General features: G+C 65.1%; 23 protein-coding genes. 19 read left to right on the forward strand and 4 right to left on the reverse strand.

The window, feature by feature from the left end; translation table 11 throughout:
- The first annotated feature begins 43 nt into the window (after positions 1 to 43).
- Complete coding sequence (locus tag MKZ40_RS02230) at positions 44 to 964, forward strand: DMT family transporter (protein WP_175088531.1); 921 nt, start codon at positions 44 to 46, stop codon at positions 962 to 964.
- Positions 965 to 1,003: 39 nt separating this feature from the next.
- Here MKZ40_RS02230 and ppk2 read toward each other — a convergent pair whose 3' ends face one another.
- Together ppk2 and MKZ40_RS02240 are read right to left on the reverse strand one after the other, a co-directional pair.
- Positions 1,004 to 1,924 (reverse strand): polyphosphate kinase 2, encoded by a 921-nt coding sequence (ppk2, locus tag MKZ40_RS02235; protein WP_175088532.1) that lies wholly within the window; start codon positions 1,922 to 1,924, stop codon positions 1,004 to 1,006.
- A gap of 214 nt (positions 1,925 to 2,138) precedes the next feature.
- Positions 2,139 to 2,879: an arylesterase gene (locus tag MKZ40_RS02240; protein ID WP_348994675.1), complete on the reverse strand. Its 741-nt coding sequence runs from the start codon at positions 2,877 to 2,879 to the stop codon at positions 2,139 to 2,141.
- Positions 2,880 to 2,971: 92 nt separating this feature from the next.
- On the opposite strand from MKZ40_RS02240, the gene MKZ40_RS02245 reads away from it, so the two are divergent.
- The 10 genes from MKZ40_RS02245 (at position 2,972) to MKZ40_RS02290 (ending at position 15,407) form a co-directional block, all read left to right on the forward strand.
- Entirely contained in the window at positions 2,972 to 3,775 is an 804-nt protein-coding gene (locus tag MKZ40_RS02245; RefSeq protein WP_175088533.1) for an ABC transporter ATP-binding protein, read from the forward strand.
- Positions 3,768 to 6,509, forward strand: a complete 2,742-nt coding sequence (locus MKZ40_RS02250) for an FtsX-like permease family protein (RefSeq protein WP_175088534.1) — start codon at positions 3,768 to 3,770, stop codon at positions 6,507 to 6,509. Before MKZ40_RS02245 ends, MKZ40_RS02250 begins: the two co-directional genes overlap by 8 nt.
- 232 nt (positions 6,510 to 6,741) lie before the next feature.
- Complete coding sequence (gene glyA / locus MKZ40_RS02255) at positions 6,742 to 8,004, forward strand: serine hydroxymethyltransferase (RefSeq protein ID WP_175088535.1); 1,263 nt, start codon at positions 6,742 to 6,744, stop codon at positions 8,002 to 8,004.
- Positions 8,005 to 8,281: 277 nt separating this feature from the next.
- Complete coding sequence (locus MKZ40_RS02260) at positions 8,282 to 8,563, forward strand: hypothetical protein (protein WP_107336213.1); 282 nt, start codon at positions 8,282 to 8,284, stop codon at positions 8,561 to 8,563.
- A gap of 222 nt (positions 8,564 to 8,785) precedes the next feature.
- Positions 8,786 to 9,670 (forward strand): FCD domain-containing protein, encoded by an 885-nt coding sequence (locus tag MKZ40_RS02265; RefSeq protein ID WP_175088536.1) that lies wholly within the window; start codon positions 8,786 to 8,788, stop codon positions 9,668 to 9,670.
- 102 nt (positions 9,671 to 9,772) lie between these two features.
- Positions 9,773 to 10,837, forward strand: a complete 1,065-nt coding sequence (locus MKZ40_RS02270) for a TRAP transporter substrate-binding protein (RefSeq protein ID WP_175088537.1) — start codon at positions 9,773 to 9,775, stop codon at positions 10,835 to 10,837.
- 178 nt (positions 10,838 to 11,015) lie between these two features.
- On the forward strand, positions 11,016 to 11,660 hold the full coding sequence (locus MKZ40_RS02275) for a TRAP transporter small permease (protein ID WP_175088538.1): 645 nt from the start codon (positions 11,016 to 11,018) through the stop codon (positions 11,658 to 11,660).
- On the forward strand, positions 11,660 to 12,961 hold the full coding sequence (locus MKZ40_RS02280) for a TRAP transporter large permease subunit (RefSeq protein WP_175088539.1): 1,302 nt from the start codon (positions 11,660 to 11,662) through the stop codon (positions 12,959 to 12,961). The genes MKZ40_RS02275 and MKZ40_RS02280 overlap by 1 nt, the downstream gene beginning before the upstream one ends.
- A gap of 296 nt (positions 12,962 to 13,257) precedes the next feature.
- Positions 13,258 to 14,154: an HAD-IIB family hydrolase gene (locus tag MKZ40_RS02285; RefSeq protein ID WP_175088540.1), complete on the forward strand. Its 897-nt coding sequence runs from the start codon at positions 13,258 to 13,260 to the stop codon at positions 14,152 to 14,154.
- Positions 14,155 to 14,195: 41 nt separating this feature from the next.
- Complete coding sequence (locus MKZ40_RS02290) at positions 14,196 to 15,407, forward strand: glycosyl transferase (RefSeq protein ID WP_175088541.1); 1,212 nt, start codon at positions 14,196 to 14,198, stop codon at positions 15,405 to 15,407.
- Positions 15,408 to 15,495: 88 nt separating this feature from the next.
- Here the strand turns inward: MKZ40_RS02290 and MKZ40_RS02295 are convergent, their stop codons facing one another.
- Both MKZ40_RS02295 and MKZ40_RS02300 read right to left on the reverse strand, forming a co-directional pair.
- A complete protein-coding gene (locus tag MKZ40_RS02295) occupies positions 15,496 to 17,394 on the reverse strand; it encodes a sugar phosphorylase (protein WP_175088542.1) in 1,899 nt (632 codons plus the stop codon).
- A gap of 363 nt (positions 17,395 to 17,757) precedes the next feature.
- Entirely contained in the window at positions 17,758 to 18,006 is a 249-nt protein-coding gene (locus MKZ40_RS02300) for a GlsB/YeaQ/YmgE family stress response membrane protein (protein ID WP_166018817.1), read from the reverse strand.
- Between the two features lie 397 nt (positions 18,007 to 18,403).
- Here MKZ40_RS02300 and nrdR point away from each other — a divergent pair, with 397 nt between their 5' ends.
- The 8 genes from nrdR to MKZ40_RS02340 all read left to right on the forward strand — a co-directional run bounded on the left by nrdR (position 18,404) and on the right by MKZ40_RS02340 (position 25,725).
- Positions 18,404 to 18,892, forward strand: a complete 489-nt coding sequence (nrdR, locus tag MKZ40_RS02305) for a transcriptional regulator NrdR (RefSeq protein WP_043331377.1) — start codon at positions 18,404 to 18,406, stop codon at positions 18,890 to 18,892.
- Positions 18,893 to 19,167: 275 nt separating this feature from the next.
- Positions 19,168 to 20,322 (forward strand): bifunctional diaminohydroxyphosphoribosylaminopyrimidine deaminase/5-amino-6-(5-phosphoribosylamino)uracil reductase RibD, encoded by a 1,155-nt coding sequence (gene ribD, locus MKZ40_RS02310; protein ID WP_254626985.1) that lies wholly within the window; start codon positions 19,168 to 19,170, stop codon positions 20,320 to 20,322.
- A 156-nt stretch (positions 20,323 to 20,478) separates the two neighbouring features.
- Positions 20,479 to 21,633, forward strand: coding sequence for a bifunctional 3,4-dihydroxy-2-butanone-4-phosphate synthase/GTP cyclohydrolase II (gene ribBA, locus MKZ40_RS02315; protein ID WP_175088544.1), 1,155 nt, complete (start codon positions 20,479 to 20,481; stop codon positions 21,631 to 21,633).
- A gap of 111 nt (positions 21,634 to 21,744) precedes the next feature.
- Complete coding sequence (gene ribE / locus MKZ40_RS02320) at positions 21,745 to 22,227, forward strand: 6,7-dimethyl-8-ribityllumazine synthase (protein WP_043331374.1); 483 nt, start codon at positions 21,745 to 21,747, stop codon at positions 22,225 to 22,227.
- Positions 22,224 to 22,739 (forward strand): transcription antitermination factor NusB, encoded by a 516-nt coding sequence (nusB, locus tag MKZ40_RS02325; RefSeq protein WP_175088545.1) that lies wholly within the window; start codon positions 22,224 to 22,226, stop codon positions 22,737 to 22,739. Before ribE ends, nusB begins: the two co-directional genes overlap by 4 nt.
- Before the next feature lies 1 nt (position 22,740).
- On the forward strand, positions 22,741 to 23,859 hold the full coding sequence (gene thiL, locus MKZ40_RS02330; RefSeq protein WP_175088546.1) for a thiamine-phosphate kinase: 1,119 nt from the start codon (positions 22,741 to 22,743) through the stop codon (positions 23,857 to 23,859).
- Complete coding sequence (locus tag MKZ40_RS02335) at positions 23,856 to 24,329, forward strand: phosphatidylglycerophosphatase A (RefSeq protein WP_043331372.1); 474 nt, start codon at positions 23,856 to 23,858, stop codon at positions 24,327 to 24,329. Before thiL ends, MKZ40_RS02335 begins: the two co-directional genes overlap by 4 nt.
- Before the next feature lie 115 nt (positions 24,330 to 24,444).
- On the forward strand, positions 24,445 to 25,725 hold the full coding sequence (locus MKZ40_RS02340; RefSeq protein ID WP_175088547.1) for a DUF945 family protein: 1,281 nt from the start codon (positions 24,445 to 24,447) through the stop codon (positions 25,723 to 25,725).
- Positions 25,726 to 25,942 lie beyond the last annotated feature (217 nt).

Raw genomic sequence — 25,942 nt, forward strand, 5'->3', positions numbered from 1 at the left:
TCATCGCCAGGAAGGCGATACCCGAAATGCGAGGAAGGATGCCATGAGTCAGGATAGGGAAGCCATGCTCTACGGTCTGGGTGCCGTGGCCCTGTGGTCGACGGTGGCGACCGCCTTCAAGCTGGCACTTGCGCAGATGTCGCCGCTGGAGCTGGTATGGCTGGCGGCACTGGTGTCGTGGCTGTTGATCGGCGTGCTGATGTGGCGTCAGGGCAAGCTGCGCGAAGCGCTCACCACCGGCTGGCGGGGCGGTTGGCGCACGGCACTCTGGGCTGGCCTGATGAATCCGGTCGGCTACTATCTGGTGCTGTTCGGCGCCTACGCGCGGCTGCCGGGCCAGGAGGCGATGGCGCTCAATTACACCTGGGCGCTGGCGATGGCCTTTCTCGCCGTGCCGATTCTCGCGCAGCGCCTGACGCGCATCGACGTCGCGGCGGGGCTGATTGCCTACGCTGGTGTCTGGACCATCGCCACGCGAGGCGAGATATTCGATGTCGCCTTCGCCGACCCGCTGGGCGTCGGGCTGGCGCTGGGCTCGACCCTGCTATGGGCGCTCTACTGGTTGCTCAATGCGCGTGATCCGCGCGCGCCGCTGGTCGCCCAGTGGCAGAACTTCAGCATCGCCTTGCCGGTGCTGACGCTGCTGGTGGCCTTCGGGCCGGGCTTTGGCAACTTCATCGGCGCAGGCGCCAACCCCCAGGCGCTGACGGCGGGTATCTATGTCGGCCTGTGCGAGATGGGCATTGCCTTCGTGCTCTGGCAGCTGGCGGTGCACAAGGTATCGCGCACCGCCAAGGTCTCCAATCTGATCTTCCTGTCGCCCCCCATCTCATTGACGCTTCTGCACTTCATCGTCGGCGAGCCGATTCTGACCTCGACGCTGGCAGGGCTGGTGCTGATTCTGGCCGGACTCGGTCTGCAGCAGCTGCAGAAGGCGCCGGCGGAGCTGTCACGGTCGACCTGAGCGAGCTGCGCCGTCAGTGCACAGCCCGCCACTCGATCGTCAGTCGTCGGGCAGGATGAGGCGATCGGCATCCACCACGATCAACGGGTCCGGGGTGCCGATCATCTTCTTGTCCTTGCCGGGGTAGTCGAGCTGACTGAGCACATGGCGCAGCGCGCCGATACGGGCCCGGCGCTTGTCGTCGGAGCGGATCAGCGTCCAGGGGGCATGATCGCTGTGCGTGCGCGCGAACATCGCCTCGGCGGCATCGGTGTACTCATCCCATTTCTCCTGCGCCACGGCGTCCATCGGTGACAGCTTCCAGTGGGTCAACGGGTCGGCGGCGCGCTTGGCGAAGCGGATCGATTGCTCCTCGCGGGACACCGAGAAGTACAGCTTGACCAGGTGCAGGCCATCCTCGACCCACAGACGCTCCTGCTGGGGCACCTGAACCAGGAAGCGTTCGACTTCTTCCGGCGTGGCGAACCCCATCACCGCCTCGACCCCCGCGCGGTTGTACCAGCTGCGATCGAACAGCACGATTTCCCCACTGGCGGGAAAGCGCGAGACATAGCGCTGGAAATACCACTGGCCCTTTTCCGTCTCGTTGGGCTTGTCGAGGGCGACGATGCGCGCGAAACGCGGATTGAGATACTCCATGAAGCGCTTGATGGTGCCGCCCTTGCCGGCGGCGTCACGCCCCTCGAAGACGATGGCCAGGCGTCCGCCACTGTCACGCAGCCAATGCTGCACCTTGAGCAGCTCAATCTGCAGCACGCGCTTCTCGGCTTCATAGACCTTGCGCTTGAGGCGCTCGTCGTAGGGGTAGGCGTCACTGGAGACCGGCCCCAGCGTCATGCGCGGGGCATCGCCAGTGGCGTGCTTCTTGCCGGCCTTGCCCATGGTGTCCTTGCTCTTGGCATCCTTGGCCTTCGAATGCGCCTTGCCGACATCCGCCTTCCTGTTGTTGGATTTACTCATGGCAGTACTCCCTGTGAGGATGGGGCCTGGCCCCGGGGACTGGCGATCGGCGCTCAGCGGCGACTCGGTGGCAGGGCTGTTGGAGTCAGCGATGCAAGGCCTCATGGCCCCGGTGGCCTGCCTGACAGGCATTGATCAGCCAGGTGCGGATTGTCATCTCGCGGCAAGGTAGGCGCATGCAAGCTGGCGAGACATGCGCCGCGCCTGATATTGATTACTCCGCTGACGTCGCGTGTTGCGCCAGTGGCGCGAGTGTCGGCCAGATGGTGTCGAGCAGCAGCGGTTGTGCCTTGGCGGTGGGGTGGATGCGGTCCTGCTGCATCAGCTTCTCGCTGGCCGGGGCCGTGGCGATGCCTTCGAGGATGAAGGGCACCAGCGGCACGGAATATTCGTCGGCCAGATCCCGGTAAACCTGACGGAAGGCATCGGTGTAGGCCGGGCCGTAATTGGGCGGAATCTCGATGCCGAGCAGCACGGGCTGGGCATCGGCGTCTTCCACGGCCTCGATCATGCTGGCCAGATTGGCCTGCATGCGGGCGGGTGGCAGGCCACGCAGACCGTCGTTGCCGCCCAGTTCGATCATCACCAGTGAAGGGTCGTGTCGCTCGAGCAGGGCCGGCAGACGATTGAGGCCGCCTTCGGTCGTGTCGCCGCTGATGCTGGCATTGATGACCTCAGGCGCATCGTTGCCCAGGCGGTCCTCGAGGCGCTCGTCGAGCAGTGCGACCCAGCCCTCGCTGCTGTCGATGCCGTAGCCGGCCGAGATGGAGTCACCGACCACCAGCCACGGGGCCGGCGCATCGGCCAGCGCCATCTCAGGTGTCAGCACGGCCACGAGGCTCAGTGCCGTACTGGCGAGGGCATTGCGCAGCCGCTTGAGCCCCGGCGTGCCGGAGGCTCTGCCACCGCTCGCCAGGCACTGGGTGTCACGGCGATTCACTAGCCATTTCTGCATTCATCATCTCCATCATCTGCACACTATTCATACCCGATTCGGGGTCTGGAGTTCGTGCCCACCCCGTTCTCTACCATAAGCGAGCAGACACGATGTCACATAACGCCTCCATTAACGACGTGACCCCTGCGTCGGATCAAACCTCGTCAGACGCGCAGGCCAGCGCAACGCCTGCACCGGTGCTGGAAGTGAGCGGGCTGGCGCAGCGGGTGACCAGTGGCGAAGGGCGCCTGACCATCCTCGAGGACCTGGAGCTTGCCGTGCAGGCCGGTGAAAGCGTCGCCATCATCGGGGCCAGCGGTTCCGGCAAGTCGACGCTGCTGGGCCTGCTGGCGGGTCTGGACAGCCCGAGCGAGGGCGATATCCGCCTGTTCGGAAGCTCGCTTGCAGGGCTTGACGAGGATGGCCGTGCGGCGCTGCGTGCGGGACAGGTCGGCTTCGTGTTCCAGAACTTCCAGCTGCTGCCGACGCTGACGGCGCTGGAGAACGTGCTGATGCCGCTGGAACTGGCCCCGCAGGGCGATATCGAGGCGCAGGCACGTGACTGGCTGGCGCGGGTCGGGCTGGGAGAGCGACTCGACCACCTGCCGCGTCATCTGTCCGGTGGCGAGCAGCAGCGCGTGGCCATCGCGCGTGCCTTCGTCGCGGGGCCGGGGCTGGTGTTCGCCGATGAGCCGACCGGCAACCTGGATACCGCCACCGGCGAGCGCATCGCGGAGCTGCTGTTCACCCTCAACCGTGAGCGGGGCACCACGCTGATTCTGGTCACCCATGATCTGACGCTGGCCAGGCGCTGTGATCGCTGCCTGAATCTCGAGGCCGGCAAGCTGGTGGAGTGGAAGGATGACGCGAGCGCACCGGCCGTGGCGACGCCACAAGGAGGCGACGATGTCTGAGTCCCGGGTGTCTGACCGCGCGGCGACATCTTCCGCCAATGCCCAGCGCACGCGTGGGGCGCGTCTGCCGCTGGCACTGCGTGGCCTGCTGCGTGATCTGCGTGCCAGTGATGTGCGCGCGCTCTTTCTGGCGCTGATGCTGGCGGTCGCCGCGACCACCATGATCGGCTTCTTCCTTGACCGTCTCGACCGCGGCCTCAATCGTCAGGCGAGCCAGCTGCTCGGCGGGGACCTGGTGCTGGAGTCCAGCAACCCGCTCGATCCGCGCTTCGCCGAGGCCTTCCGCGCGGCGGGGCTTGAGATGTCGCCGCAGCTGGGCATGGTCTCGATGGCCTCCCACGACGACAGCTTCGTGCTGTCGAGTCTCAAGGCGGTGTCGCCGGGCTATCCGCTCGCCGGCCGGGTGGAACTGGAGTCGGACGCCACGGACGAGGAGGCTCAGGCGCCAGGTACCAGCTCGCGCGCGGAGATCCCGCCGCCGGGCGAGGCGTGGATCGTGCCGCGTCTGGCCATGGCGCTGTCGGCCGAGGTCGGCGATACCCTGACGGTCGGGCGCAAGCAGCTCACCATCAGTGGCCTGATCACGCGTGAGCCCGATCAGCAGGGCGGCTTTTCCGAGTTCAGTCCGCGCTTGATGTTCAACATGGAAGATCTCGACGCCACCGGTCTGATCCAGCCCGGCTCGCGGATGGAATATCGCCTGCTGGCGGCGGGCGATCCGGCGTCGGTGCAGCAGGCACGTGATGCCATCGCGCCGCTGCTGGCGAGTGCCGACAACGCCGAGGTACGTCTCAAGGATGTGCGCGAAGACCGCCCGCGTCTGGGGCGCTCACTGGAGCGTGCCGACAAGTACCTGAGCCTGGCCGGGCTGGTGGCGGTGCTGCTGGCCGGGGTCGCGGTGGCGATGTCGACGCGCCGCTATGTGGAGCGCCACCTGGATAGCGCCGCGCTGTGGCGCTGCTTCGGTGCCTCTCAGCGTCAACTGTCACGGCTGTTCGCGGCCCAGCTCGGCTGGTTGGCCCTGCTGGCGAGTACCGGGGGAGCGGTGCTGGGCCTGTTGGGCCAGATGGGACTGGTGGCGTTGCTGGAGCGCTTCCTGCCGCTGGAGCTGCCCGCACCGGGGCTGCTGCCGCTGGCGTTGGGAATTCTGACGGCGCTGGCGGTACTGGTCGGCTTCGCCGGACCGATGCTGCTGCGCCTGCGTCAGGTCAGCGCGCTCAAGGTGTTGCGGCGCGAACTGGCCCCGCTGCCTGCCTCGGCGTGGGTGGTGGTGGCGATCGCCAGTCTGGTTTTCGGTGCCCTGATGTGGCTCTACTCGGGTGACCTCACCCTGGCGGCCGGTCTGCTGGTCGGTGGCATCATCGCGCTGGGGCTCTTGATGGTGGTGGGACAGCTGCTGCTGTCGCTGATGCTCAAGGTGGTGGCGCGCATGCGCGGTCAAGGTGGCTGGAGTCGCCCGATTCGCCTCGCCGGCGGCATGCTGGCCAGGCGGCGCGGTGCCAGTCTCGGTCAGCTGGTCGCCTTTGCCGTGACCTTCGCGGCGATGGCGTTGATCGCGCTGGTGCGCGGTGACCTGATTACCCGCTGGCAGGCGCAGATCCCGACCGATGCGCCCAATCACTTCGCGATCAATATCCAGCCCGGAGAGCAGCAGGCCTTCGGCGAGCAACTGACCGCGATGGTGGATGAGCAGGCCGGCGACAGCCAGAGCGAGCTCTATCCGATGGTGCGTGGACGCATCACGGCGCTCAAGGGCGAGTCGCTGCTGGGACGCACCCAGCAGCGACTCCAGGCTGCTGGCAGCAATACGTCGGCCCAGTCGGATCAGCCGGCGGCAGGCGGCATGCAGGAAGGACGCAGTGATGAGGGGGACGGCGAGCAGCAGGGCGTCCCGCAGCGTGAGCTGAACCTGACCTGGCATCGTGATCTGCCGGACCACAACCGCCTGTCGGCGGGCGAGTGGGCGCCGATCAGAGACTTCGCCGAGGCAGACAGCGAGACGCGCCGCCGCCTCGCCGCCACGCAGGGCGTGCCGATCTCGATGGAGGAGGAGCTTGCCGAGCGCATGGGGCTGGTCATCGGTGACAGCCTGTCGTTCACCATCGGCAGCGAGACCGTCAAGGCGCAGGTGGTCAATCTGCGCCATGTCGACTGGGACAGCTTCCTGCCCAACTTCTACGTCATCTTCCCGCCCGGCGCGCTCGAGAGCTTCGCCCACAGCTACATGACGGCGTTTCATCTCGAGGATGAGCGCAAGCTGGCGCCGCTGGTGCGTGACTATCCCAGCGTGTCATTGATCAATATCGACGCCATCCTGACCCGCGTGCAGGAGCTGATCGCCCAGGTGTCGCGTGCGGTGGAGCTGATTCTGGGGCTGGTGCTGCTGGCGGGAGCCAGCGTGCTCTACGCGGCGCTGGTGGCCAGTCGTCCGGCACGTGAGCACGAAGGCGCGCTGTACAAGGTGTTCGGCGCCGGCCAGGGACTGCTGGCACGCTTGCAGGCCGCGGAATTCGTGCTGCTCGGTCTGCTCAGTGGTCTGCTGGCGGCGATGCTCGCCGAAGGGGCGGCGGTCGGTCTCTATTCCGGCTGGCTGGGGCTGCCGGTGGTGCTGCATCCGTGGCTGTGGGTGCTGCTGCCGCTGGCGGGTGGCGTGCTCATCGGCGGGCTGGGCTTCTGGCTGTCGAGAGAAGTTAGGCGCCAGCCGCCGATGGCGGGGCTGCGCGCCCTGCAGTGAGCGCCATCAGGCCTCGTCATCGCAGCGCCGGATGATGACGCCTGACGACGTCAACCTGCGGCCTCATGATCGTTGTCTCGGTCATGGGGCCGTCTTGCGTTAACAATGATGCTGATTCATGTGAATCGGACCGCTGGCTGAGGTATCATGCTGGTCCTGATCTTACCCCCAGATGGCGAGCCGGCCGCGCCGGAATTCGCTGTCGTCATCACCCTTCAGGCGAGGACACCCGATGTTCACCCGTGACATGCAGATTGCCGGTTTTGATGATGCGCTCCTGAGCGCCATGGACGACGAAGTCGTTCGCCAGGAAGCTCACATCGAGCTGATCGCCTCCGAGAACTACGCCAGCCCCCGCGTCATCCAGGCGCAAGGCTCCCAACTGACCAACAAGTACGCGGAAGGCTACCCGGGCAAGCGTTACTACGGTGGTTGCGAGTTCGTCGACAAGGTCGAGCAGCTGGCCATCGATCGTGCCTGCGAACTGTTCGGTGCTACCTACGCCAACGTTCAGCCGCACGCCGGTTCCCAGGCCAACAGTGCCGTCTTCCAGGCGCTGGTCTCGCCGGGCGACACCATTCTGGGCATGAGCCTGGACGCGGGGGGTCACCTGACTCACGGTGCACGTCCGAACTTCTCCGGCAAGCACTACAACGCCGTGCAGTACGGTCTGGGCGAGAACGGCCTGATCGACTATGCCGAAGTCGCGCGTCTGGCGCGTGAGCACAAGCCGAAGATGATCATCGCCGGCTTCTCCGCCTACTCCCAGATCATCGACTGGGCCGAGTTCCGCAAGATCGCCGACGAAGTGGGTGCCTACCTGCTGGTCGACATGGCCCACGTGGCCGGTCTGGTCGCCGCTGGCGTCTACCCGAGCCCGCTGCCCCACGCCCACGTCGTCACCACCACCACGCACAAGACCCTGCGCGGTCCGCGTGGCGGCCTGATCCTGTCCGCCGAAGGCGATGCCGACATCGAGAAGAAGCTGAACTCCGCTGTCTTCCCGGGTGGCCAGGGCGGCCCGCTGATGCACGTCATCGCGGCCAAGGCAGTCTGCTTCAAGGAAGCGATGGACCCGGCCTTCACCGCTTACCAGAAGCAAGTGGTCAAGAACGCCAAGGCGATGGCGTCCGTGTTCCTGGAGCGCGGCTTCGAAGTCGTCTCCGGCGGCACTGAAGACCACCTGTTCCTGCTGTCTCTGGTCAAGCAGGGCCTGACCGGCAAGGACGCTGACGCTGCGCTGGGCCGTGCCCACATCACCGTCAACAAGAACGCCGTACCGGGTGACCCGCAGTCGCCGTTCGTCACTTCCGGTCTGCGTATCGGTACCCCGGCCGTCACCACGCGTGGCTTCCAGGAGCAGGAGTGTCTGGAACTGGCCGGCTGGATCTGCGACATCCTCGATGCGATGGTCGCCGGCGATTCCGCCGCTGCCGAAGCCGAGGTGCAGGCCAAGGTCTCCGCCGTCTGTGCACGCCTGCCCGTCTACGCCTGAGGCGTGATGAGGTGCCAGCCCGGCTGGCCCTCACCGCAGCAGTGCTGACAGTGGCGTTGCGCTGTCATGCACCAGACGAGAAACGCCTGTCGCGCAAGCGGCAGGCGTTTTTTTGTGCCCGCACCACGGCCAGCCGAGGCCGAGTGGCGTGGTGCACAGCCGGGTGGGAGAGTGGTCAACCAGCGCTCAGAAAGATCAGCCTGTGCCCGGGAGCGGACGCGCTACGCTATTCTCGATGCCGGACATACTCTGTTCATCTTCGTGCAAGGAGGCTTCCATGGCCGTCATGCAGCACCATGCCTTTCTGATTCTGGTCGAGAACAGCGGCAATACCTCACTGAGCAGCCAGGGCAGCGGCGAGGTCCGCATTTCCGTCGCCACGCTGGGGACGCTGAGAGCCGCCGAGCGGCTGGTCAGTGAGCTGGTCGCCCAGGGCGTCAGCCAGATCGAGCTGTCGGCAAGCTTCGGCGCGGCAGGCGAGGAAGCGCTGAGAACGGTGGTCGCGGACAGCGGTGCCGAGCGTACGGTGTCGATCGGTCGCGTGCGATTCACGGCCTGACGCCAGCACACGGGGAAATTGCCAGTACCTGAATAGCCCTTTTGCAACAGGGAGTTGCGTAAAGGTGTGACCAAAGTCGGGTCTCACCCTTGGTCTAGGGTGTCTTGTTGGCATGTCTGACATGGGCTATTCCTTGACGGACAAGAGCGCGCCGCGATGCATCCCGTGAAGGATGTACGCGAGCTACAAATGACGCGCCACGCCATCAAGGAACGTTCGATCATGACCACGCCCCCCACGAGTGCCGCTGGCGGCAGCCCGCGCGCCAATGCCTCTTCTGGAACGTCTGCCTCACCCGGCGACACCTCGACCGCGCGTGTCGATGTCGCCGAATGGCTGGCGCAGGCCATCTTCGAGAATCGCTACCCGCCGGGCAGCCTGATTCCTCGTGAGCTGGACCTGTGCGATCAGCACGCCCAGAGCCGCGCCACCGTGCGCACCGCGATCCAGAGCCTGGTCAATGCCGGGATTCTCACCCGCACCACCGGCCAGGGCACCCGCGTCAATCCGCTCAGCGAGTGGCATCTGCTCGATCCGCGCGTGACCGGCTGGATGACACGCTACGCGATGCCGCATCCGCAGCTGGCGCGGGACATCTACGCCTTCCGCATCTCCATCGAACCCTTCGTCGCCGCCCTGGCGGCCACCGAGGCCACCGCCCAGGACCTGTCCGCCATCGAGCAGGCCTATGACGGCATGGCCGCAGCGGTGCATGGTGGCAGCGCCATGGAGGAGTTCGACCGCGCCGATATCGCCTTCCACGACGCCATCTTCGCCGCGACCCACAACGTCATCTGGGCGCAGCTTGGCCATGTGCTCAAGCCGTCGACCAGCCTGCTGGTGGCGACCTCCAATCACAATGCCTCGGAGCTGGGTGACAGCCTCGGCCGCCATCGCGCGGTGATGGAAGCGATTCGTCTGCGCCAGCCCGATGCCGCCCACGCCGCGACCCTGCATGTGCTGGACCGCACCGGCCAGGACCTCGGACTGGCCATGCCTGCAGGCCCTGAAGGCAGCCATCCTGCCGGGCGCGCCCAGGAACCGCTGGAGCTGCTGCGCCGCTTCGGCCAGCTGCCCAGCCTGTCTGCACCGCTGTCAAGCGAGTGAACGGCACCTCGCGGCGTTTCGCCACGCCGGAAAGTGTCTGCACGTCTTCCATTGACCACAGAACGTCATAACACGTCATAACAACAAGCCAGGAGTTTCACCATGCCGCGTTCCACTACCTCACCGCTCACCACTGCCGCTCCCGCCCGTGTCACGCTCAAGGCGCTGGCCCTGTCCACCGCCGTGGCCGCCACGCTGATCGCCACACCGAGCTGGGCGGCCGAATACGAATGGACCTTCCAGACCTCCGAGACGGCGGGGGAGCCGCAGTTCGAGGTCAAGAAGGCCTGGGCTGACAGCATCAAGACCATGTCGGATGGCCGCATCGCCATCGAGATCCTGCCGGTCAATGCCGTGGTGCAGGCCAACCAGACGCTGGACGCCGTCAGCGCCGGCATCCTGCAGGGCCACCTGACCGATCCGTCCTACTTCTCGGGCCAGAATCCGGCCTTCGGCATGCTGGGCAACCTGGTGGGTGCCTGGGGTGACCCGCTGGAATATCTCGAGTACATGCAGCACGGCGGCGGTGAGGAGCTCTACAACGAGCTGGTCGAGCCCTACGGCGTGCACCTGATCGGCGCGGGCGCCACCGGGCTTGAGTCCTTCGTCTCCAAGAAGCCGGTACGCACCGTCGATGACCTCAAGGGCCTCAAGGTGCGTGCGCCGGAAGGCATGGTCTACAACATCTTCCAGAAGGCCGGCGCGGCACCCGTCAACCTGCCGGGCTCCGAGGTCTACACCGGCCTGGAGAAGGGCGTGATCGACGCGGCGGATTACACCGTCTTCGCCACCAATGATGACCAGGGCCTGCACAGCTTCGCCAAGTACCCGTCCTATCCGGGCTTCCACTCGTTGCCGATGGTGGCGGTGTCGATGAACAAGGGCATCTGGGACGGCCTGCCGGCGGATCTCAAGGCGATCATGGAGACCGCCACCGACGCGATGGCCTACGACATGGTCTTCACCCTCAAGGCGCGTGACATCAAGGCGGTGAGCGCGGCGCGTGCCAATCCGGATATCGAGGTGATCGACATGGCGCCGGAGGAGCGCGCCAAGTTCCGTCGCATCGCTCAGCAGGAGTGGAAGGTGTGGGCCGAGAAGAATGAGCTGACCGGCAAGGTCTACGAGTCCGTGGTCAGCTTCCTGACCGACCGCAACCTGATGTGAGCCCGCTGGCGCGCGGGATGGGCGCCAGCTGCCGTGTGGCGCCAGTCAGCTAGCCACGCGGATAGCCACTCTGTCAGCCACGAGGTGGCAGAACGATAAAGACGCGGGAGATCAAGGTCGGCGTGCTCACTGGGCGCGCCGATTCTCCTTGAGGCAGCGAGTCAGCAAGGAATTCGATATGGCAGAACATGATGTGGCGTCGCCGGGGCTACCCGAGGCGTCGGATGACCACGACCCGAATCTGGGCACGCGCACGCCGCTGGACCGTCTGGTCGGCAAGGGCACGCGCGCCGCGGCGTGGTTGGTATTGTTGGCGATGGCGATCAGCGTGTTCGAGGTAGTGATGCGCTATGGCCTCGATTCGCCGACCTCCTGGGTGCATGAGACGGTGATCTTCCTGGTCGCGACCAGCTTCGCGCTGGGCGGCCCGGCGGCACTGGCCAACAATCGCCACATTCGCGTGCGCGTGCTCTACGACCTGGTCGGCACGCGCTTTCGCTACGTGCTGGACTGCTTCAATGACGTGATGACGTTCGTCTTCTGTCTGGCGATGAGCTATGCGGGCTGGGTGATGTTCTGGCGTGCCTCGCACAGTCCGCTGGGCGAGTGGCAGCTGGAGCGTTCCGGGACCTCATGGAATCCGCCGTTTCCGGCGCTGACCAAGGGCGTGATCCTGTTCGCGCTGGCGGTGATGACCCTGCAGGCGCTGTGGCATCTCTATCAGACCTTCTTCTCGCCCCGTCCGCCCGAGGGCGGCAGTGAGTCTCATGACGCCTCCGACGCCACTCCCGGCGCCGCAGCTGACCACAAGGAGCTGCGCTGATGGATATCGCAACGGCTACGATGCTGCTGGTCGGCGGCATCTTCGCGCTGCTGGTCACCGGCCTGCCGCTGGCCTTCGTCACCGGCCTGGTCGCGCTGGCCTACACCTTCGGCTGGTTCGGTCCGATGGCGCTGCCGCTGGTCACCAGTCGTGTCTATGGCTTCGTCACCGAGTATTCGCTGGTGGCGGTGCCGATGTTCGTGCTGATGGCCTCGCTGCTGGACCGCTCGGGGATCGCCAGGGACCTGTTCAATGCCATGCGCGTGATGGCAGGGCGCCTGCCCGGTGGCGTGGCGATCCAGACCATCGTGGTGGCGTTCTTCCTCGCCGCGATGTCCGGCATCATCGGCGGAGAGATCGTGCTGCTGGGGATTCTGGCGCTGCCGCAGATGCTCAGGCTCGGCTATGACAAGCACATCGCCATCGGCGTGGTGTGTGCCGGCGGCTCGCTGGGCACCATGATGCCACCCTCCATCGTGCTGATCATCTATGGCCTGATCGCCAACCAGTCGATCGCGGACCTGTTCACCGCGGCGATCACCCCGGCCATCGTGCTGATGGCAAGCTACATCATCTACGTGCTGATCCGCTGTCTGCGCAACCCTTCACTGGGGCCGGTAATGCCGGAGGAAGAGCGCCGCGCCAGCTTCCAGAGCAAGCGTGAGCTGCTCAAGGCCATCGGTGTGCCGGCGGTCATCGCGGGGCTGGTGCTGGGCTCCATCTACGGTGGCGTGGCCTCGGTGACCGAAGCCGCGGCGATGGGCAGCTTCGGCGTGCTGGTGGCGGTGATGCTGCGCGGTGAGTTCTCCATCACCCTGATGCAGCGCGCGCTGTCCCAGACCATGAACACCTGCGGCATGATCATCTGGATCGGTATCGGCGCGGCGGCGCTGGTCGGGGTCTACAACCTGATGGGCGGCAACCGCTTCGTGTCGAGCATGATCCTCGGCCTGGATATCCCGCCGCTGGCGATCATCATGGTGATGATGGCGATCCTGCTGCTGTTGGGGCTGTTCCTCGACTGGATCGGCATCGCAATGCTGACACTGCCGATCTTCGTGCCGATCATCGTGCAGCTCGGCTACGACCCGGTATGGTTCGGCGTGCTGTTCGCGGTCAACATGCAGGTGTCCTTCCTGTCGCCCCCCTTCGGGCCTGCCGCCTTCTATCTGAAAGGCGTGGCACCGGAAGGCATCAGTCTCAAGGATATCTTCGTCTCGCTGCTGCCATTCATCGCCATCCAGCTGTGCGTGCTGGCGATGTTGCTGCTGTGGCCGCAACTGTCGCTGTGGCTGGTCTAGGCTCAATAGACTTAGCCGTAGACTCGACGCCCTCGCAGATGCGAGGGCGTCGTCGTTGGTGACGTTGGATTTGCGCCGCCATGAGGCGTGACATCATGCAAGGCAGGCTTTGTGCTCTTTTATGGTGCAAATGAGCGGACACACAAACACAGCCACGATGAGAGTGGGCAGGCTGTCATGGCAGATGCACCATCTTGGCACATTCCCTGCAATGCTCTTGCAATGCCTGTCCGGTGCCACGAGATCCTGTCGAGGTGACCCCCGACACGCTGCAGCACTTCACGAGGAGAGTTCACATGTCAGAGACTCAAGCACCGCTGTTGTTGCTGACCGATCTGGATGGCTCGCTGCTGGATCACCACGATTACTCGCCGGGCCCGGCGCGCAGCTGGCTGACCCGCCTGCGCGCGCGCGGTGTCTGGGTCGTCCCCAATACCTCCAAGACGGCGGCGGAACTGGCGCCGCTGATGGACTCTCTGGGCCTGGCGGGCCAGCCATGGATCGCCGAGAACGGCGGCGTAGTGGCACTGCCTGCCGATTGGCTGAGCGCCTACCCGCTGGAAGCGGCCAGCGCCCCGGATGCACACGGCCTGTGTCGTATCGCGGTGGCGATGTCCCGCGACAGGATTCTCGCGGTACTGGATCAGCTGAGCGGGGAATTCGCCTTCGAGGGCTTCGCCTCGATGTCGGTGGCGAGAGTCAGCGAGCTGACGGGGCTGGGGGAGGAGGATGCGGCCCTGGCGGGACTGCGTGATGCCAGTGAGCCGCTGGTGTGGCGTGACGCGCCGGAGCGTCTCGAGGACTTTCGTGCGCGTCTGGCCAGCCATGGCCTCAAGCTGACACGTGGAGGGCGCTTCCACCATGTGACCGGGGACAGCGACAAGGGCGTGGCAGCGCGCTATCTGATTGCCCGCTACCGGCTCTGCGAGCGGGTGCGCCCCTGGACGCTGGGCTTCGGTGATGGCGCCAATGACCTGCCGCTGCTGGCCGCCGTCGACAACGCTGTGCTGATTCCCGGCGTCGGTGATACCTCACAGCGTGATCTGGAGCTTGCCGATCATCCGCAACTGGCGGATGAACGCCGCTGTTTTCGCGCCAATCTCCCCGGACCGCAGGGATGGGTCGAGGGATTGCGTCACTGGCTGGCCAATGGCCAGCCGGAAGAATGGACATCCAGAGGTCTGGGCGCCTGACGCCTGCCTGATGCGTGTCTTCGGCATGACAAGGAGCTGACATGAGCGATTTTTACCAGAATGGCATCATCACCAACTTCCATAACCTGACCGATCGTCCGGTGGAAGATCTCGAAGCGGACCTGATGCGCTTCTCCCGCAAGCGACCGATGAGCCTGATTCTGCCGTCGCTGTATTCCGAGCTGGAAGGTCCCGCCCTCAAGCATATCGTCGAGGAGCTGGCCCAGGTGCCCTACCTCAGCGAGATCGTGATCGGGCTGGACCGCGCCGACCGTGACCAGTTCGAGCATGCCAAGGAGTTCTTCTCACACCTGCCGCAGCATCACCGCATCCTCTGGAACGACGGGCCGCGCCTGCGGGCACTGGATGAGGAGCTGACCGAGCATGGCCTGGCGCCGATGGAGGCCGGCAAGGGGCGCAATGTCTGGTACTGCTCAGGCTACGTGCAGGCCTCGGGCATAGCCGAGGCAGTGGCACTGCATGACTGCGATATCGTCACCTATGACCGCGGCCTGCTGGCACGGCTGATCTACCCGGTGGCCCATCCGCAGTTCAACTACGAGTTCTGCAAGGGCTACTACTCGCGCATCGCCCAGGGCAAGCTCAATGGCCGCGTGGCACGCCTGATGGTCACGCCGTTGATCCGGGCGCTCAAGAAGGTCTATGGCCCGCTGCCGTACCTGGATTATCTCGACAGCTATCGTTATCCGCTGTCCGGCGAGTTCTCGATGCGCACCGATGTGCTGGCGGACATCCGCATTCCCAGTGACTGGGGGCTGGAGATCGGCGTGCTGTCCGAGGTCCACCGCAACTATTCCACCAAGCGCCTGTGTCAGGTGGACATCGCCGATGCCTATGATCACAAGCACCAGCCGCTGTCCGCGGAAGATGCGTTGGGCGGCTTGAATCGCATGAGTCTGGATATCGCCAAGGCGATGTATCGCAAGCTGGCCACGCTGGGCGTCGAGATGCACGGCGAGACCTTCCGCACCATCAAGGCGACCTACTACCGTATCGCGCTGGACCTGATCGAGACCTACTACAACGATGCCGTCATGAATGGTCTGACGGTGGACCGCCACAGCGAGGAAGCGGCGGTGGAGCTGTTCGCCTCCAACATCATGGATGCCGGCAGCGCCTTCCTCGACAATCCGCGCGACAAGCCCTTCATCCCCAGCTGGAACCGGGTGCAGTCAGCCGTACCGGACCTGCTCGAGCGCATGCACGAAGCGGTGGAGCTGGACAACCAGTAACGCTCGCGGCGGGAAACAGCGAGACCCACGACAACGGGGCTGCCAGTGGCAGCCCCGTTGTCGTGGGCAGAGGGAAGAAGCGCGGGCGTCAGACGACCTCGATGGCCGGCGGGCGCACGGTTTGCTCCATCAGCCAGGCCGCCTGATAGGGGCGGCGGGCCATGGTGGGATCGTAGGCCTTGTCGTGGCACAGATGGTCGGTCAGCGCGACGCCTTGCCAGCTTTCCGGCAGCGGCAGCACGCGCGGCTGATCGGTGACATTGAGAGCGAACAGCAAGCGACGCCCTTCATGGGTGACACGCTCGAAGACGAAGAAGTCCGGGCCGACATCGAAGACATTCTGGTCGGCATCCGGGTGGAAGCAGGGTTCGTTGCGGCGCAGTGCCATCCGGCGCTTGAGGGCGTGGAAGACCTCATGGGTTGCGGTGTTGGGGCTGGCCAACAGCGCTTCCAGTTCATCACGCTGCCACTTGCGGCGGTTGATGGCGCGCAGATGGCCATCGCGTTCGACGCCTTCCTGGTGATTGGGGGTCGCGGTCAGCGAGTGGATATACAGCCCCGGGATGCCCTGCAGGCTCAGCATCAGGGTCTGACTGGCGATGAAACGCTCTATCTGCCATGGGTCCTGGCCGCGCCGCGTGCCCTTGAGCGCATCGAAGTAGCTGATATTGAGCTCATAGGGGGTGTCGGCGCGGCCCGGGTTGGCGCGCATGCTGACGTAGCCACCGAAGTCATGCACCAGTCGCACCAGGGTGTCGCGCTCGTGGTCGGGCAGCAGGCCCTCAAGGGCGCGAACGCCGATGCCGTCGTGACTGGCGGTGAAGTTGAAGTAGCTGCAGCCGGAGGGCAACGACGGCAGGCTGGCGGCCCACTGGGTCAGGGCGCTGGCATCGCCGGAGGTCAGAGTGTGCAGCGTCAGTGGCGGCAACGTGAACTGATAGATCAGGTGCGCTTCATCGGCCTGGGCGCTGTCCTCGATGGCGGTGAGGTCGTGCTGTGACAGGCGATCGAGCCCGAAGTAGGACATGTTCTCGGCATGGGGCACGTTGGTCTCGGTGATCAACAGGCTCCCCGGCGCCAGATGGTCGACGATGGCGCGCAGCAGGCGTACCACGGCGTGTGTCTCCGGCAGGTGGATGCAGGGGGTACCCTGGCGCTTCCACAGGAAGGCCACCGCATCGAGGCGGATGATGCCCGCGCCCTGCTCGAGGTAATAAAGCAGGATGCCGATGAATTCGAGCAGCACATCGGGATTGGCGAAGTTCAGGTCGATCTGGTCATCCGAGAAGGTTGCCCAAAGATGGCGCAGGCCACGACGGGTATGCACCGGCGTGAGCAGGGCAGACGGGCGCGGGCGCACCACCTCGGAGACATCGGTGTCGGGGTCCATCTCGATGAAGTAGTCGCGACCGGGCTGCACGCCGGCCAGATAGTCGGCGAACCACAGTGACTCGCGCGAGCAGTGATTGATGACCAGGTCTGCCATCAGGTCGCGGTGCTTGCTCAGGCGCCGGATGTCCTGCCAATCGCCGAGGGCCGGATTGACCTCGCGATAGTGGATGACGCTGAAGCCGTCATCGCTGCTCCACGGAAAGAAAGGCAGCACGTGGACACCGGACAGGCTGTCGTCCAGTCGGCTGGCGAGGAAGTCGTGCAGGGTCGCCAGTGGCGCCTCGCCTTCCTGCTGCAGGCTGTCGCCGTAGGTGATCAGCCACTGATCGCGCTCGCTCCAGAGCGGCTCGCCTTCCGGCACGCGGGGGGTGAGGCGCGTGCGATGGAAGTCCAGTACCGTCTCCAGGCGTCTGAGGACTTCTTCATGACGCTGTGGATAGATCTCTGCGAGCAGACGTGTGGCGTGCGCCTGGAAATCAGCTTGCGAGAGACGTTTGGCGAGAGAGACTCTGGCGTGTGGCCTGGCGTTGCCCTCGCTCGGCGCGGGATCGGCTGCAGTGGAAGTCGAGTGATCGGAAGATGACGTATCGGACATGGGCAATCCTCGTGGCAGCAAAAGCGGTCTGGCTCTGCCGCGTGAGTCGCAATGGGCAGAGCGTGTCGCGGGTGATCTTCGTGAAGCGCGCCAGCGCCATCCTGCGGGGCCGATGGCGAGACAGGCGGGCGCGCATCAGATGAAGTCGACTGGTCGTCGCCTGGTGAAATCAATGAATGGCGCATCGCTCAGCGGCGCCCGTGGGTGACGGCCTGGCGCCTTTACCCCTGAGTCATGCACGCCTCGGGCCAGATTCGTCAAGCCTGCAAGGCAGGACGGCCAGCCTGCATGTGCCGGCTGGCCGTCCTGTCTGGCGTCATGTGGCCTGAGGCCGGCTGACGCCACTGCGCTTCATGACACGCTTTACTTGCGCAGCACGCGATACAGAATCAGCAGGATGACGGCGCCGAGCACGGCGATGACAAAGCTGGCCAGATTGAATCCCGTCACTTCCCCGAAGCCCATCAGGGTGCCGACCCAGCCACCGACCACGGCCCCCAGGATGCCGATGATGCTGGTGACGATGATGCCACCCGGGTCCTTGCCGGGCACGATCACCTTGGCGATGATGCCGGCAACAAGACCGAATATGATCCATGCAATGATTCCCATGTCGCAGCTCCTTGCGTCATCGTGATCAGTCTCGCGGCAGAGATCATCCGCCGCCAGTCGTGAAAGGATTCCACGGCTCGGGCAAGCGTCCTTGTGAGGCGCTTACCCTGACGTCATCTTTCGGTTATCGCGCGGGGATTTCAAGCCTGCCGGGCAGGATGATGGATGCTTTCGCCGCGGGGCTCGTCACCCGGGGCGACAATGCAGGAAACTCCTGCCACCCTTTGGCCGCTCCCCAAGGCCAGTTCAGATAGGTCGGGGCTGACATAGGCTCCCGTGGCGGGGCCTTAACGGTTACAATACCCGCCATTCGCTGTCATTCGGCTGCGCTGCGCCACTTCCTCGCTGTGCTTCGCGCGGGGCCGCAGCCACCTCGCACCCAAGCAGGCTCTCCAACATGCACTGTCCCTTCTGTGGAACTCATGAAACCAAGGTCACGGATTCCCGACTGGTGGTCGAGGGTGACCAGGTGCGGCGGCGTCGCCAGTGCGCGGCCTGCGGTGAGCGTTTCACGACCTACGAAACGGCGGAGCTGGTCATGCCGCGCGTGGTCAAGGGCGACGGCTCGCGCGAGAGCTTCGATGAGCACAAGCTGCGTGCCGGCATGCTGCGTGCGCTGGAAAAGCGCCCGGTTTCCTCCGAGCTGATCGAGGCCGCGGTGGAGCGCATTCGTCAGCGTCTGCGTGCCACCGGCGAGCGTGAGATCGAGGCGCGGCGCATCGGTGATGAGGTCATGCAACAGCTCAAGCGGCTGGATCAGGTCGCCTATATCCGCTTCGCTTCGGTCTATCGTCGCTTCCAGGATCTTGATGAATTCCGCGCCGAGATCGATCGTCTCGCCCAGGAGCCCAGCTTCCTGCCGGGCGAGGAAGACGCGCGCCCCTGATGTCTCGACACGGTCATCCTTGTCGATGCCCTTGAGGCCTGTGTCTGCTGGCTCTGTCGCGGCACGCCGCGTGGCTTCGGCCCTGGGTCCTGGGCCTCAGGTTTCAGGCCTCGGAGGGGTGGCCACCGCATGGCCACCGCCTGACCTTCTCTCGTTTCACGCCAAGGTATCGCATGTCTCTTTCTCCTCATGCTTCTCATGCTCCCCGTGACAGCCACTCTCGCGACAGTCACTCTCGAGAACGCAGTGCTCCCTCGGCGCGTGATGCGCGCCACATGGCCCACGCCCTGCGCCTGGCGCGGCTGGGCAGCTACACGACGCAGCCCAATCCGCGTGTCGGCTGTGTCCTGGTAGAGGCCGAGACTGACGAGGTGATCGCGAGCGGCTTTCATGTGCGTGCCGGGGAAGGGCATGCCGAGGTCAATGCGCTGGCAGAGGCGGGCGAGCGCGCGCTGGGCTGCGTGGCCTATGTGACGCTGGAGCCTTGCTCCCACACCGGGCGTACCGGTCCTTGCTCGCTGGCGCTGATCGCGGCGGGCGTCTCTCGGGTGGTGATTGCGATGCGTGATCCGAATCCGCAGGTCGCCGGACGCGGCATCGCGCTGCTGCAGGGCGCGGGCATCGCGGTGACGGTCGGGGTGTTGGAGCAGGAGGCGCGAGCGCTCAATCCCGGCTTCCTGTCACGCATGGAGCGCGGTCGGCCCTTCGTGCGCCTCAAGCAGGCCATGAGTCTGGACGGTCGCACGGCGATGGCCTCCGGCGAATCCCAATGGATCACCGGCCCTGAAGCGCGCAGCGCCGTGCAGCGTCTGCGCGCGCGCTCCAGCGTGGTGATGAGCGGCATCGAGTCGGTCATCTTCGATGATTCGCGCCTCAATGTACGCGCCGACCAGCTCGGCCTCGACGACCACCCGCTGGGACTCGAGGCGCTGGTGGCGCGTCAGCCGTTGCGCGTGGTGGTGGATAGCCACCTGCGTCTGCCGCTGGCGGCGCGCATTCTGGCGCAATCCGGTCGTACGCTGCTGGTGTGTGTCGCGGACGAGACAGCGGCGCTGGCTGAGCGACGTACCTTGTTGGAGGCGGCCGGTGCCGAAGTGGTGGCGCTACCGGCCGGCGCGGATGGACGCGTGGACCTCGAGGCTCTGCTGCGCTATCTGGCCGAGCACGAGCAGGCCAACGAGGTGCTGCTGGAAACCGGTGCGGTGCTGGCCGGGGCCATGATCCAGGCGGGGCTGGTCGATGAGATGCAGATCTTCATGGCACCGACGCTGCTGGGCGGCGAGGCTCGCCCGCTGCTGGCGCTGCCGGGGCTGGATCGCATGGCGCAGCAGCGCCGGGTCGAGATTCGTGACATCCGGGCGGTGGGGCGTGATTGGCGCATCACCGCAGTGCCATTGGCATCGCCAGACCCGCAGGAGAGCGGCGACTGATTTCTTCTTGTCACGCAAGCACTTGCCGCCGTCTGGCGACAGCGGCGTCGCTGGGTGCTGGCGCAAAACGGGGTGGCGGGGTACCCTGACGCCCGACTTTTTGATAATACGCGTGGGTCCGGCATGGGCCGGCGCAGCCCGTAAAGTGGAGCAAGCATGGCGCTATCAGGCATCGCAGCACTCGTCGAGGATATCCGGCAAGGCAAGATGGTCATCCTCATGGATGACGAGGATCGTGAGAATGAAGGCGACATCATCATCGCCGCGGAAGCCGTGACAGCCGAGCACATCAACTTCATGGCACGCCACGCGCGTGGCTTGATCTGCATGCCGATGTCGCGTGAGCATTGCGAACAGCTCCAGCTGCCACTGATGGTTCAGGCCAACGGTTCCGGCTTCGGCACCAAGTTCACGCTCTCCATCGAAGCCACCGAAGGTGTCACCACCGGTATCTCGGCGGCTGACCGCGCCCGCACCGTGCAGGCTGCCGCCGCGCGCAATGCGCGCCCGCAGGACATCGTCCAGCCGGGGCACATCTTCCCGCTGATGGCGGAGCCGGGTGGCGTGCTGCGTCGTGCCGGCCATACCGAGGCGGCCTGTGACCTGGCATCCATGGCGGGCTTTGGCGCGACCGGCGTGATCTGTGAAATCATGAACGATGACGGCAGCATGGCGCGTCGTGAAGAGCTCGAGCGCTTTGCCGCCGAGCACGACCTCAAGGTCGGCACCATTGCGGATCTGATCGAGTATCGCATCCACAATGAGCAGACCGTGGAAGTGCTGGACAGCGAGCAGGTCGAGACCGCCTTCGGCGAGCTGACGTTGCATTGCTTCAGCGATCGAATCCAGGGCCGTCACCACCTGGCGCTGGTCAAGGGCACGCCGAATGCCGAGTCTCTGACCACCGTGCGCGTGCACGTGCAGGACCCGATGCGCGACCTGCTGACCCTGCGTCAGCCGGGCAGCAGCAGCTGGGCGCTCAATGATGCGCTCGCTGAAGTCGCCGCCGCCGATGCCGGTGTGCTGGTACTGCTGGACACCGGCAGCGACACGATGGATTACAAGGATCGTCTCGATGTCTTCCTCGGACGACGTCGTACGCCGCGCACCAACGAATCCGATGGTGCGGGCAACTATCTGACCACCGGTACCGGTGCCCAGATCCTTCGGGATCTCGGTGTCGGCCGGATGCGTCTGCTCAGCTCGCCGTGGAAGTTCTCTGCCTTGTCCGGGTTTGGCCTCGAAGTGGTCGAACTGGTCGGCAGTGATGACACGACCGGCGAGACAGGGGCAGACGCCGCCGACGCATAAGCGCTTCGGCACTCCAAATGGCGGGGGAGGTCGCGCACTTCTGGCGACCTGCCCCGGTATGATTGATATCCCCGCCCCGGTTCTCCGGGGCGCTAGCATTGTGGACTGACCATGCAACCGATTGCTCAACTCGAAGGCACTTTCACCAATGTCGATGGCCGTTACGTCATCGTCGTCGGGCGTTTCAACCACCATGTCGTCGACAGCCTGGTGGAAGGCGCGGTCGATTCTCTCGTACGCCACGGCGTCGATGAGGAAAACATCGACCTGATCCACGTGCCGGGTGCCTGGGAAATTCCGCTGGCCGTCAAGGCCGTGCTGGCCAAGGTCAAGCCGCACGCCGTCATCACGCTGGGTGCGGTGATCCGCGGTGGTACGCCGCACTTCGAATACGTCGCCGGTGAGTGCAACTCCGCGCTGTCGCGTCTGCAGCTCGAATTCGACACCCCGGTCGCCAATGGCGTGCTGACGGTGAATTCCATCGAGCAGGCCATCGAGCGTGCCGGCACCAAGGCCGGCAACAAGGGTACCGAAGCGGCCATGGCGGCGATGGAAATGGTCTCCCTGCTCAAGGCCATGGGAGGTGACGCGTGAGCGAACGCAATGAACGTACCGAGCGCGAGCCGTCCAAGCAGCAGCAGGCGCGTCGCGCCGCTCGCGAGCTGGCCGTGCAGGGCATCTACCAGTGGCAGATGACCGGCAAGAACATGACCACCATCGAAGCCGAGTTCCGTGGTCAAAAGATCGACGATGATGTCGAGCTGCATGAGAACTGGGTCGAGGTGATGCGTATCGCCGACCAGGCCCTGTTCCACGAGCTGCTGCACAACGTGCCGCGCTTCCAGAAAGAACTGGATGCCAGCATCAGCCCGCTGCTCGACCGTCGCCTGCAGGATCTCGACGAGATCGAGCTGGCCATCCTGCGTCTGGGCGCCTACGAGCTGTCCAAGCGCATGGAAGTGCCGTATCGCGTGGCGATCAACGAAGGGGTCGAGCTGGCCAAGACCTTCGGAGCCACCGACGGGCACAAGTACGTCAACGGGATCCTCGACAAGCTGGCAGTCAAGCTGCGCAGCGCCGAGGTGACCCAGGCCCGCCTGCGCTGACATGCCAGGTGAATTCGAGCTGATTGCCCGCTACTTCCAGCGCGATCTGTCCGGGGCACCGGGCGTGTTGCTGGGGCCGGGTGACGACTGTGCACTTCTTGCCGCCAGTGATGGCATGCAGATGGCGGTCAGTGTCGATACCTCGGTGGCGGGGGTGCACTTCCCGCCGGATGCGCCTGCGGCGTCCATTGGCCATCGTGCCCTGGCCGTCAATCTGTCCGATCTGGCGGCGATGGGTGCGACCCCGCGCTGGGCGTTGCTGGCGCTGACGTTGCCGGACGTGGATGAAGACTGGCTGCATGGTTTTGCGGCCGGTTTCCACGCGCTGGCGGATCGCTACGGCATCGCGCTGGTCGGCGGCGACGTCACGCGCGGCCCGCTCTCCATCACGATCACCGTGCATGGCGAGCTGCCGTGCGTGCTCGAGCCTGCCCAGCAGGCCGACAGCGTGGCCCGCCCGATCCTGCGGCGTGACGGCGCCCGTGAGGGCGATCTCATCGCGGTCACCGGCCTGCCGGGGTTGGCGCATGCCGGTCTCAAGGCCTGGCAGGAGGGCGTCCGCGATGTGCTGAATCCTTGCCTGGCGGCCTACCTGCGACCAGAACCGCGGGTCGATGCGGGGCTGGCACTACGTGAGCTGGCCAGTGCGGGCCTGGATGTCTCCGATGGCGTGATGGGTGACCTGGCACACATCTGTCGCGCCAGTCAGCTGTCGGCGGCGCTGGAGCTTGGCGAACTGCCACTGGCGCCGGAGCTGATCACTGCGCTGGGCGAGCAGGGGGCTCGCGAGGCGGTCCTCAATGGCGGCGACGATTACGAGCTGTTGCTCACGCTGCCTGAAGAGAACCTCGAGACGGCCAGGCTCGCCCTGCGCTCGCTCAACCTGCCCTTGAATGTCATCGGGCGCATGCAGGCGCCGGGCAGCGATGCGCCGCGTGTGCTGCTGATGGAAAAGGGCATTGAGCAGGCAGCGACGGGCCAGAGCTGGCAGCATTTCTCTGCCTCGCAAGCCTCTGCCTCGCAAACCTCCGTCACTCAGTCCTCTGCCACACAGGTCTCTGGGGCAGACGGCTCCTGCGATGATGCGTCACCACACAACGCGAACGGGGTGGCACCATGAATCGGGCACCCGCCAGTGTCTGGCGGCGCCCCGTGCACTTCCTGGCCTTCGGGCTGGGCAGTGGTACCGCGCCCTTTGCTCCGGGCACCTTCGGTACTCTGGCGGCAATCCCGTTCTACTGGCTGATGACCAACCTCACGCTTTGGCCGTATCTGGCCATCGTGCTGGTCGCGTCGCTGGTCGGGATCTGGATCTGTGATCGCACTTCGCGCGATCTCGGCGTGCATGATCACTCCGGGATCGTCTGGGACGAATTCGTCGGCTATTGGATCACAATGGCCGCCGTGCCATTCTCTTGGCAGGCAGCGCTATGGGGCTTCGTGGTCTTCCGGGTCTTCGATATTCTCAAGCCATGGCCGATTCGCTGGGCCGACCGCCGGGTTGCCGGCGGCTTCGGCATCATGCTGGATGATGTCTTCGCCGGTATCTATGCCTGGTCGACGATGCATCTGTGGCTGTGGTTGCACTGACGTCTCGCTGTCTTGGCAGCGAGGCTCACGCACGTGTTTCACTGATGGAAGCAGATGTGACAAGAGGCACCGCGCAGACGGTGTGATGCTTCAATAACGGACAAGGGTCAATGCGATGGGCAAGGGACTGGTAACCGCGACGGCAGTGGTCGTCATCGGGGCAGCCGGCTATGTCGGCGGCGTGGCTTACTCAAGCCAGCGTTTTGAAGATGAAATGGCCCGCATGGTGGCAGAGCTCGACAGGAGCTCCGACATCAAGGCGACCCGTGAAGAGGTCGATAGCGGCTGGTTCGGCTCCACGGGTCGGGTAGAGATGGAGCTCGCCACCGGCGACGGTGAAGGCCCCATGCGCATCGTATTGCCCTATGAAGCTGGCCACGGCCTGCTGTCGACCAGCATGCAGGGCAACGTCAAGGTGCTGTACGGTACGCCGTCACGCGATGTCTTCGCCGAAGTGCTCGGCGATGGCAAGGCGATCGCCTTCGATGGCAGCGTCGACAACTTCAGTGGCGCCAGCGACACCACCCTGACCTTGCCGGCCTTCGACTGGCAGGACCCTGAGAGCGGCACGCGCATCGACTTCCAGGGCGGCGAGCTGCTGGCTTCCCACGATGGCGGTGATACCCCGGAAATCACCGTGGATGGCGAGATCACGCCGTTCGATATCACCAATGGTGCCGAGAAGGTCAGCATCGGTACCCTGAGCCTCAATGGCATCTATCGCGGGGCGGACAATGACTTCCGCCAGGACGACAAGATCGTGCTGGACACCCTCACCATCGACAACGGCACCGGTCAGCCGCCAGTGGTCGCCAGCGATATCCGTTACAGCGGTGAAACGCGTCTGGACCCGACCGAGCTGCGCTATCTGATGAAGCTGTCGGTAGAGGATGTCAGCGCGGGTGATCAGCAGATGGCCAGCGGTGATGTGTCCATCTCGATCGATCGTCTGCAGGGCGCGGCCGTCTATGACTTCATCACCCAGCTTCAGGGCTTGCTGGAAGAAGCGGGCAAGCCGTTCGAGGAGCTGAGCGAAGCGCAGCAGGTCGCCATGCTCGAGAAGGTCGAAGCGCCGCTGTTCACCATGCTGAGCACCTCTCCACGCCTGACGCTGGAATCGCTGAATGCCAAGAGCGATGCGTTCGGTGTCGACATGCAGGGTGATGGCCAGATGATTCTCGATGGTGCCGACATCACTGACCTGACCATCCAGGAGCTGCAGACCGTCCCGGGTCAGCGGGCCTTCCTGAATCGTCTGAGCGGGCGCTTCGAGTTCCGCAACGTGCCGCCGATGATGGCCATGATGGCAGGGGTCTCGCCGCAGGCCGCCGACCGCAACCTCGTGGTCGAGATCGATGGTGACAGCGTGAGGATCAACGGCACCCCGATCTACTGAGGGGAGAGGCGAGGCGCGGTGTCACGAGCGCTCAGTGACGTCAGCGCCGCGCAGTATGCTGGAAACGACAATGCCCGCCTCATGGTGGGCATTGTCGTTTCCGGGGGCGCATCAGGTGCCACCCTGATCACGCAGTGTTGCGCCTGCGGCGCAGCCAGCCTGCCTTGATAAAATGGCTCACTGGCCGCATTGGTGGAGATGATCGCCTCAACCGAGG

It is taken from the genome of Cobetia sp. BMC6 (assembly GCF_029991385.1).
Classification (GTDB): domain Bacteria; phylum Pseudomonadota; class Gammaproteobacteria; order Pseudomonadales; family Halomonadaceae; genus Cobetia.

What these genes read in the sequence shown, in the direction of transcription:
- MKZ40_RS02230 (WP_175088531.1), top strand. Translation starts at nt 44, where the DNA reads ATGAGTCAGGATAGGGAAGCCATGCTCTACGGTCTGGGTGCCGTGGCC.
- ppk2 (WP_175088532.1), bottom strand. Translation starts at nt 1,924, where the DNA reads ATGAGTAAATCCAACAACAGGAAGGCGGATGTCGGCAAGGCGCATTCG.
- MKZ40_RS02240 (WP_348994675.1), bottom strand. Translation starts at nt 2,879, where the DNA reads ATGCAGAAATGGCTAGTGAATCGCCGTGACACCCAGTGCCTGGCGAGC.
- MKZ40_RS02245 (WP_175088533.1), top strand. Translation starts at nt 2,972, where the DNA reads ATGTCACATAACGCCTCCATTAACGACGTGACCCCTGCGTCGGATCAA.
- MKZ40_RS02250 (WP_175088534.1), top strand. Translation starts at nt 3,768, where the DNA reads ATGTCTGAGTCCCGGGTGTCTGACCGCGCGGCGACATCTTCCGCCAAT.
- glyA (WP_175088535.1), top strand. Translation starts at nt 6,742, where the DNA reads ATGTTCACCCGTGACATGCAGATTGCCGGTTTTGATGATGCGCTCCTG.
- MKZ40_RS02260 (WP_107336213.1), top strand. Translation starts at nt 8,282, where the DNA reads ATGGCCGTCATGCAGCACCATGCCTTTCTGATTCTGGTCGAGAACAGC.
- MKZ40_RS02265 (WP_175088536.1), top strand. Translation starts at nt 8,786, where the DNA reads ATGACCACGCCCCCCACGAGTGCCGCTGGCGGCAGCCCGCGCGCCAAT.
- MKZ40_RS02270 (WP_175088537.1), top strand. Translation starts at nt 9,773, where the DNA reads ATGCCGCGTTCCACTACCTCACCGCTCACCACTGCCGCTCCCGCCCGT.
- MKZ40_RS02275 (WP_175088538.1), top strand. Translation starts at nt 11,016, where the DNA reads ATGGCAGAACATGATGTGGCGTCGCCGGGGCTACCCGAGGCGTCGGAT.
- MKZ40_RS02280 (WP_175088539.1), top strand. Translation starts at nt 11,660, where the DNA reads ATGGATATCGCAACGGCTACGATGCTGCTGGTCGGCGGCATCTTCGCG.
- MKZ40_RS02285 (WP_175088540.1), top strand. Translation starts at nt 13,258, where the DNA reads ATGTCAGAGACTCAAGCACCGCTGTTGTTGCTGACCGATCTGGATGGC.
- MKZ40_RS02290 (WP_175088541.1), top strand. Translation starts at nt 14,196, where the DNA reads ATGAGCGATTTTTACCAGAATGGCATCATCACCAACTTCCATAACCTG.
- MKZ40_RS02295 (WP_175088542.1), bottom strand. Translation starts at nt 17,394, where the DNA reads ATGTCCGATACGTCATCTTCCGATCACTCGACTTCCACTGCAGCCGAT.
- MKZ40_RS02300 (WP_166018817.1), bottom strand. Translation starts at nt 18,006, where the DNA reads ATGGGAATCATTGCATGGATCATATTCGGTCTTGTTGCCGGCATCATC.
- nrdR (WP_043331377.1), top strand. Translation starts at nt 18,404, where the DNA reads ATGCACTGTCCCTTCTGTGGAACTCATGAAACCAAGGTCACGGATTCC.
- ribD (WP_254626985.1), top strand. Translation starts at nt 19,168, where the DNA reads ATGGCCCACGCCCTGCGCCTGGCGCGGCTGGGCAGCTACACGACGCAG.
- ribBA (WP_175088544.1), top strand. Translation starts at nt 20,479, where the DNA reads ATGGCGCTATCAGGCATCGCAGCACTCGTCGAGGATATCCGGCAAGGC.
- ribE (WP_043331374.1), top strand. Translation starts at nt 21,745, where the DNA reads ATGCAACCGATTGCTCAACTCGAAGGCACTTTCACCAATGTCGATGGC.
- thiL (WP_175088546.1), top strand. Translation starts at nt 22,741, where the DNA reads ATGCCAGGTGAATTCGAGCTGATTGCCCGCTACTTCCAGCGCGATCTG.
- MKZ40_RS02335 (WP_043331372.1), top strand. Translation starts at nt 23,856, where the DNA reads ATGAATCGGGCACCCGCCAGTGTCTGGCGGCGCCCCGTGCACTTCCTG.
- MKZ40_RS02340 (WP_175088547.1), top strand. Translation starts at nt 24,445, where the DNA reads ATGGGCAAGGGACTGGTAACCGCGACGGCAGTGGTCGTCATCGGGGCA.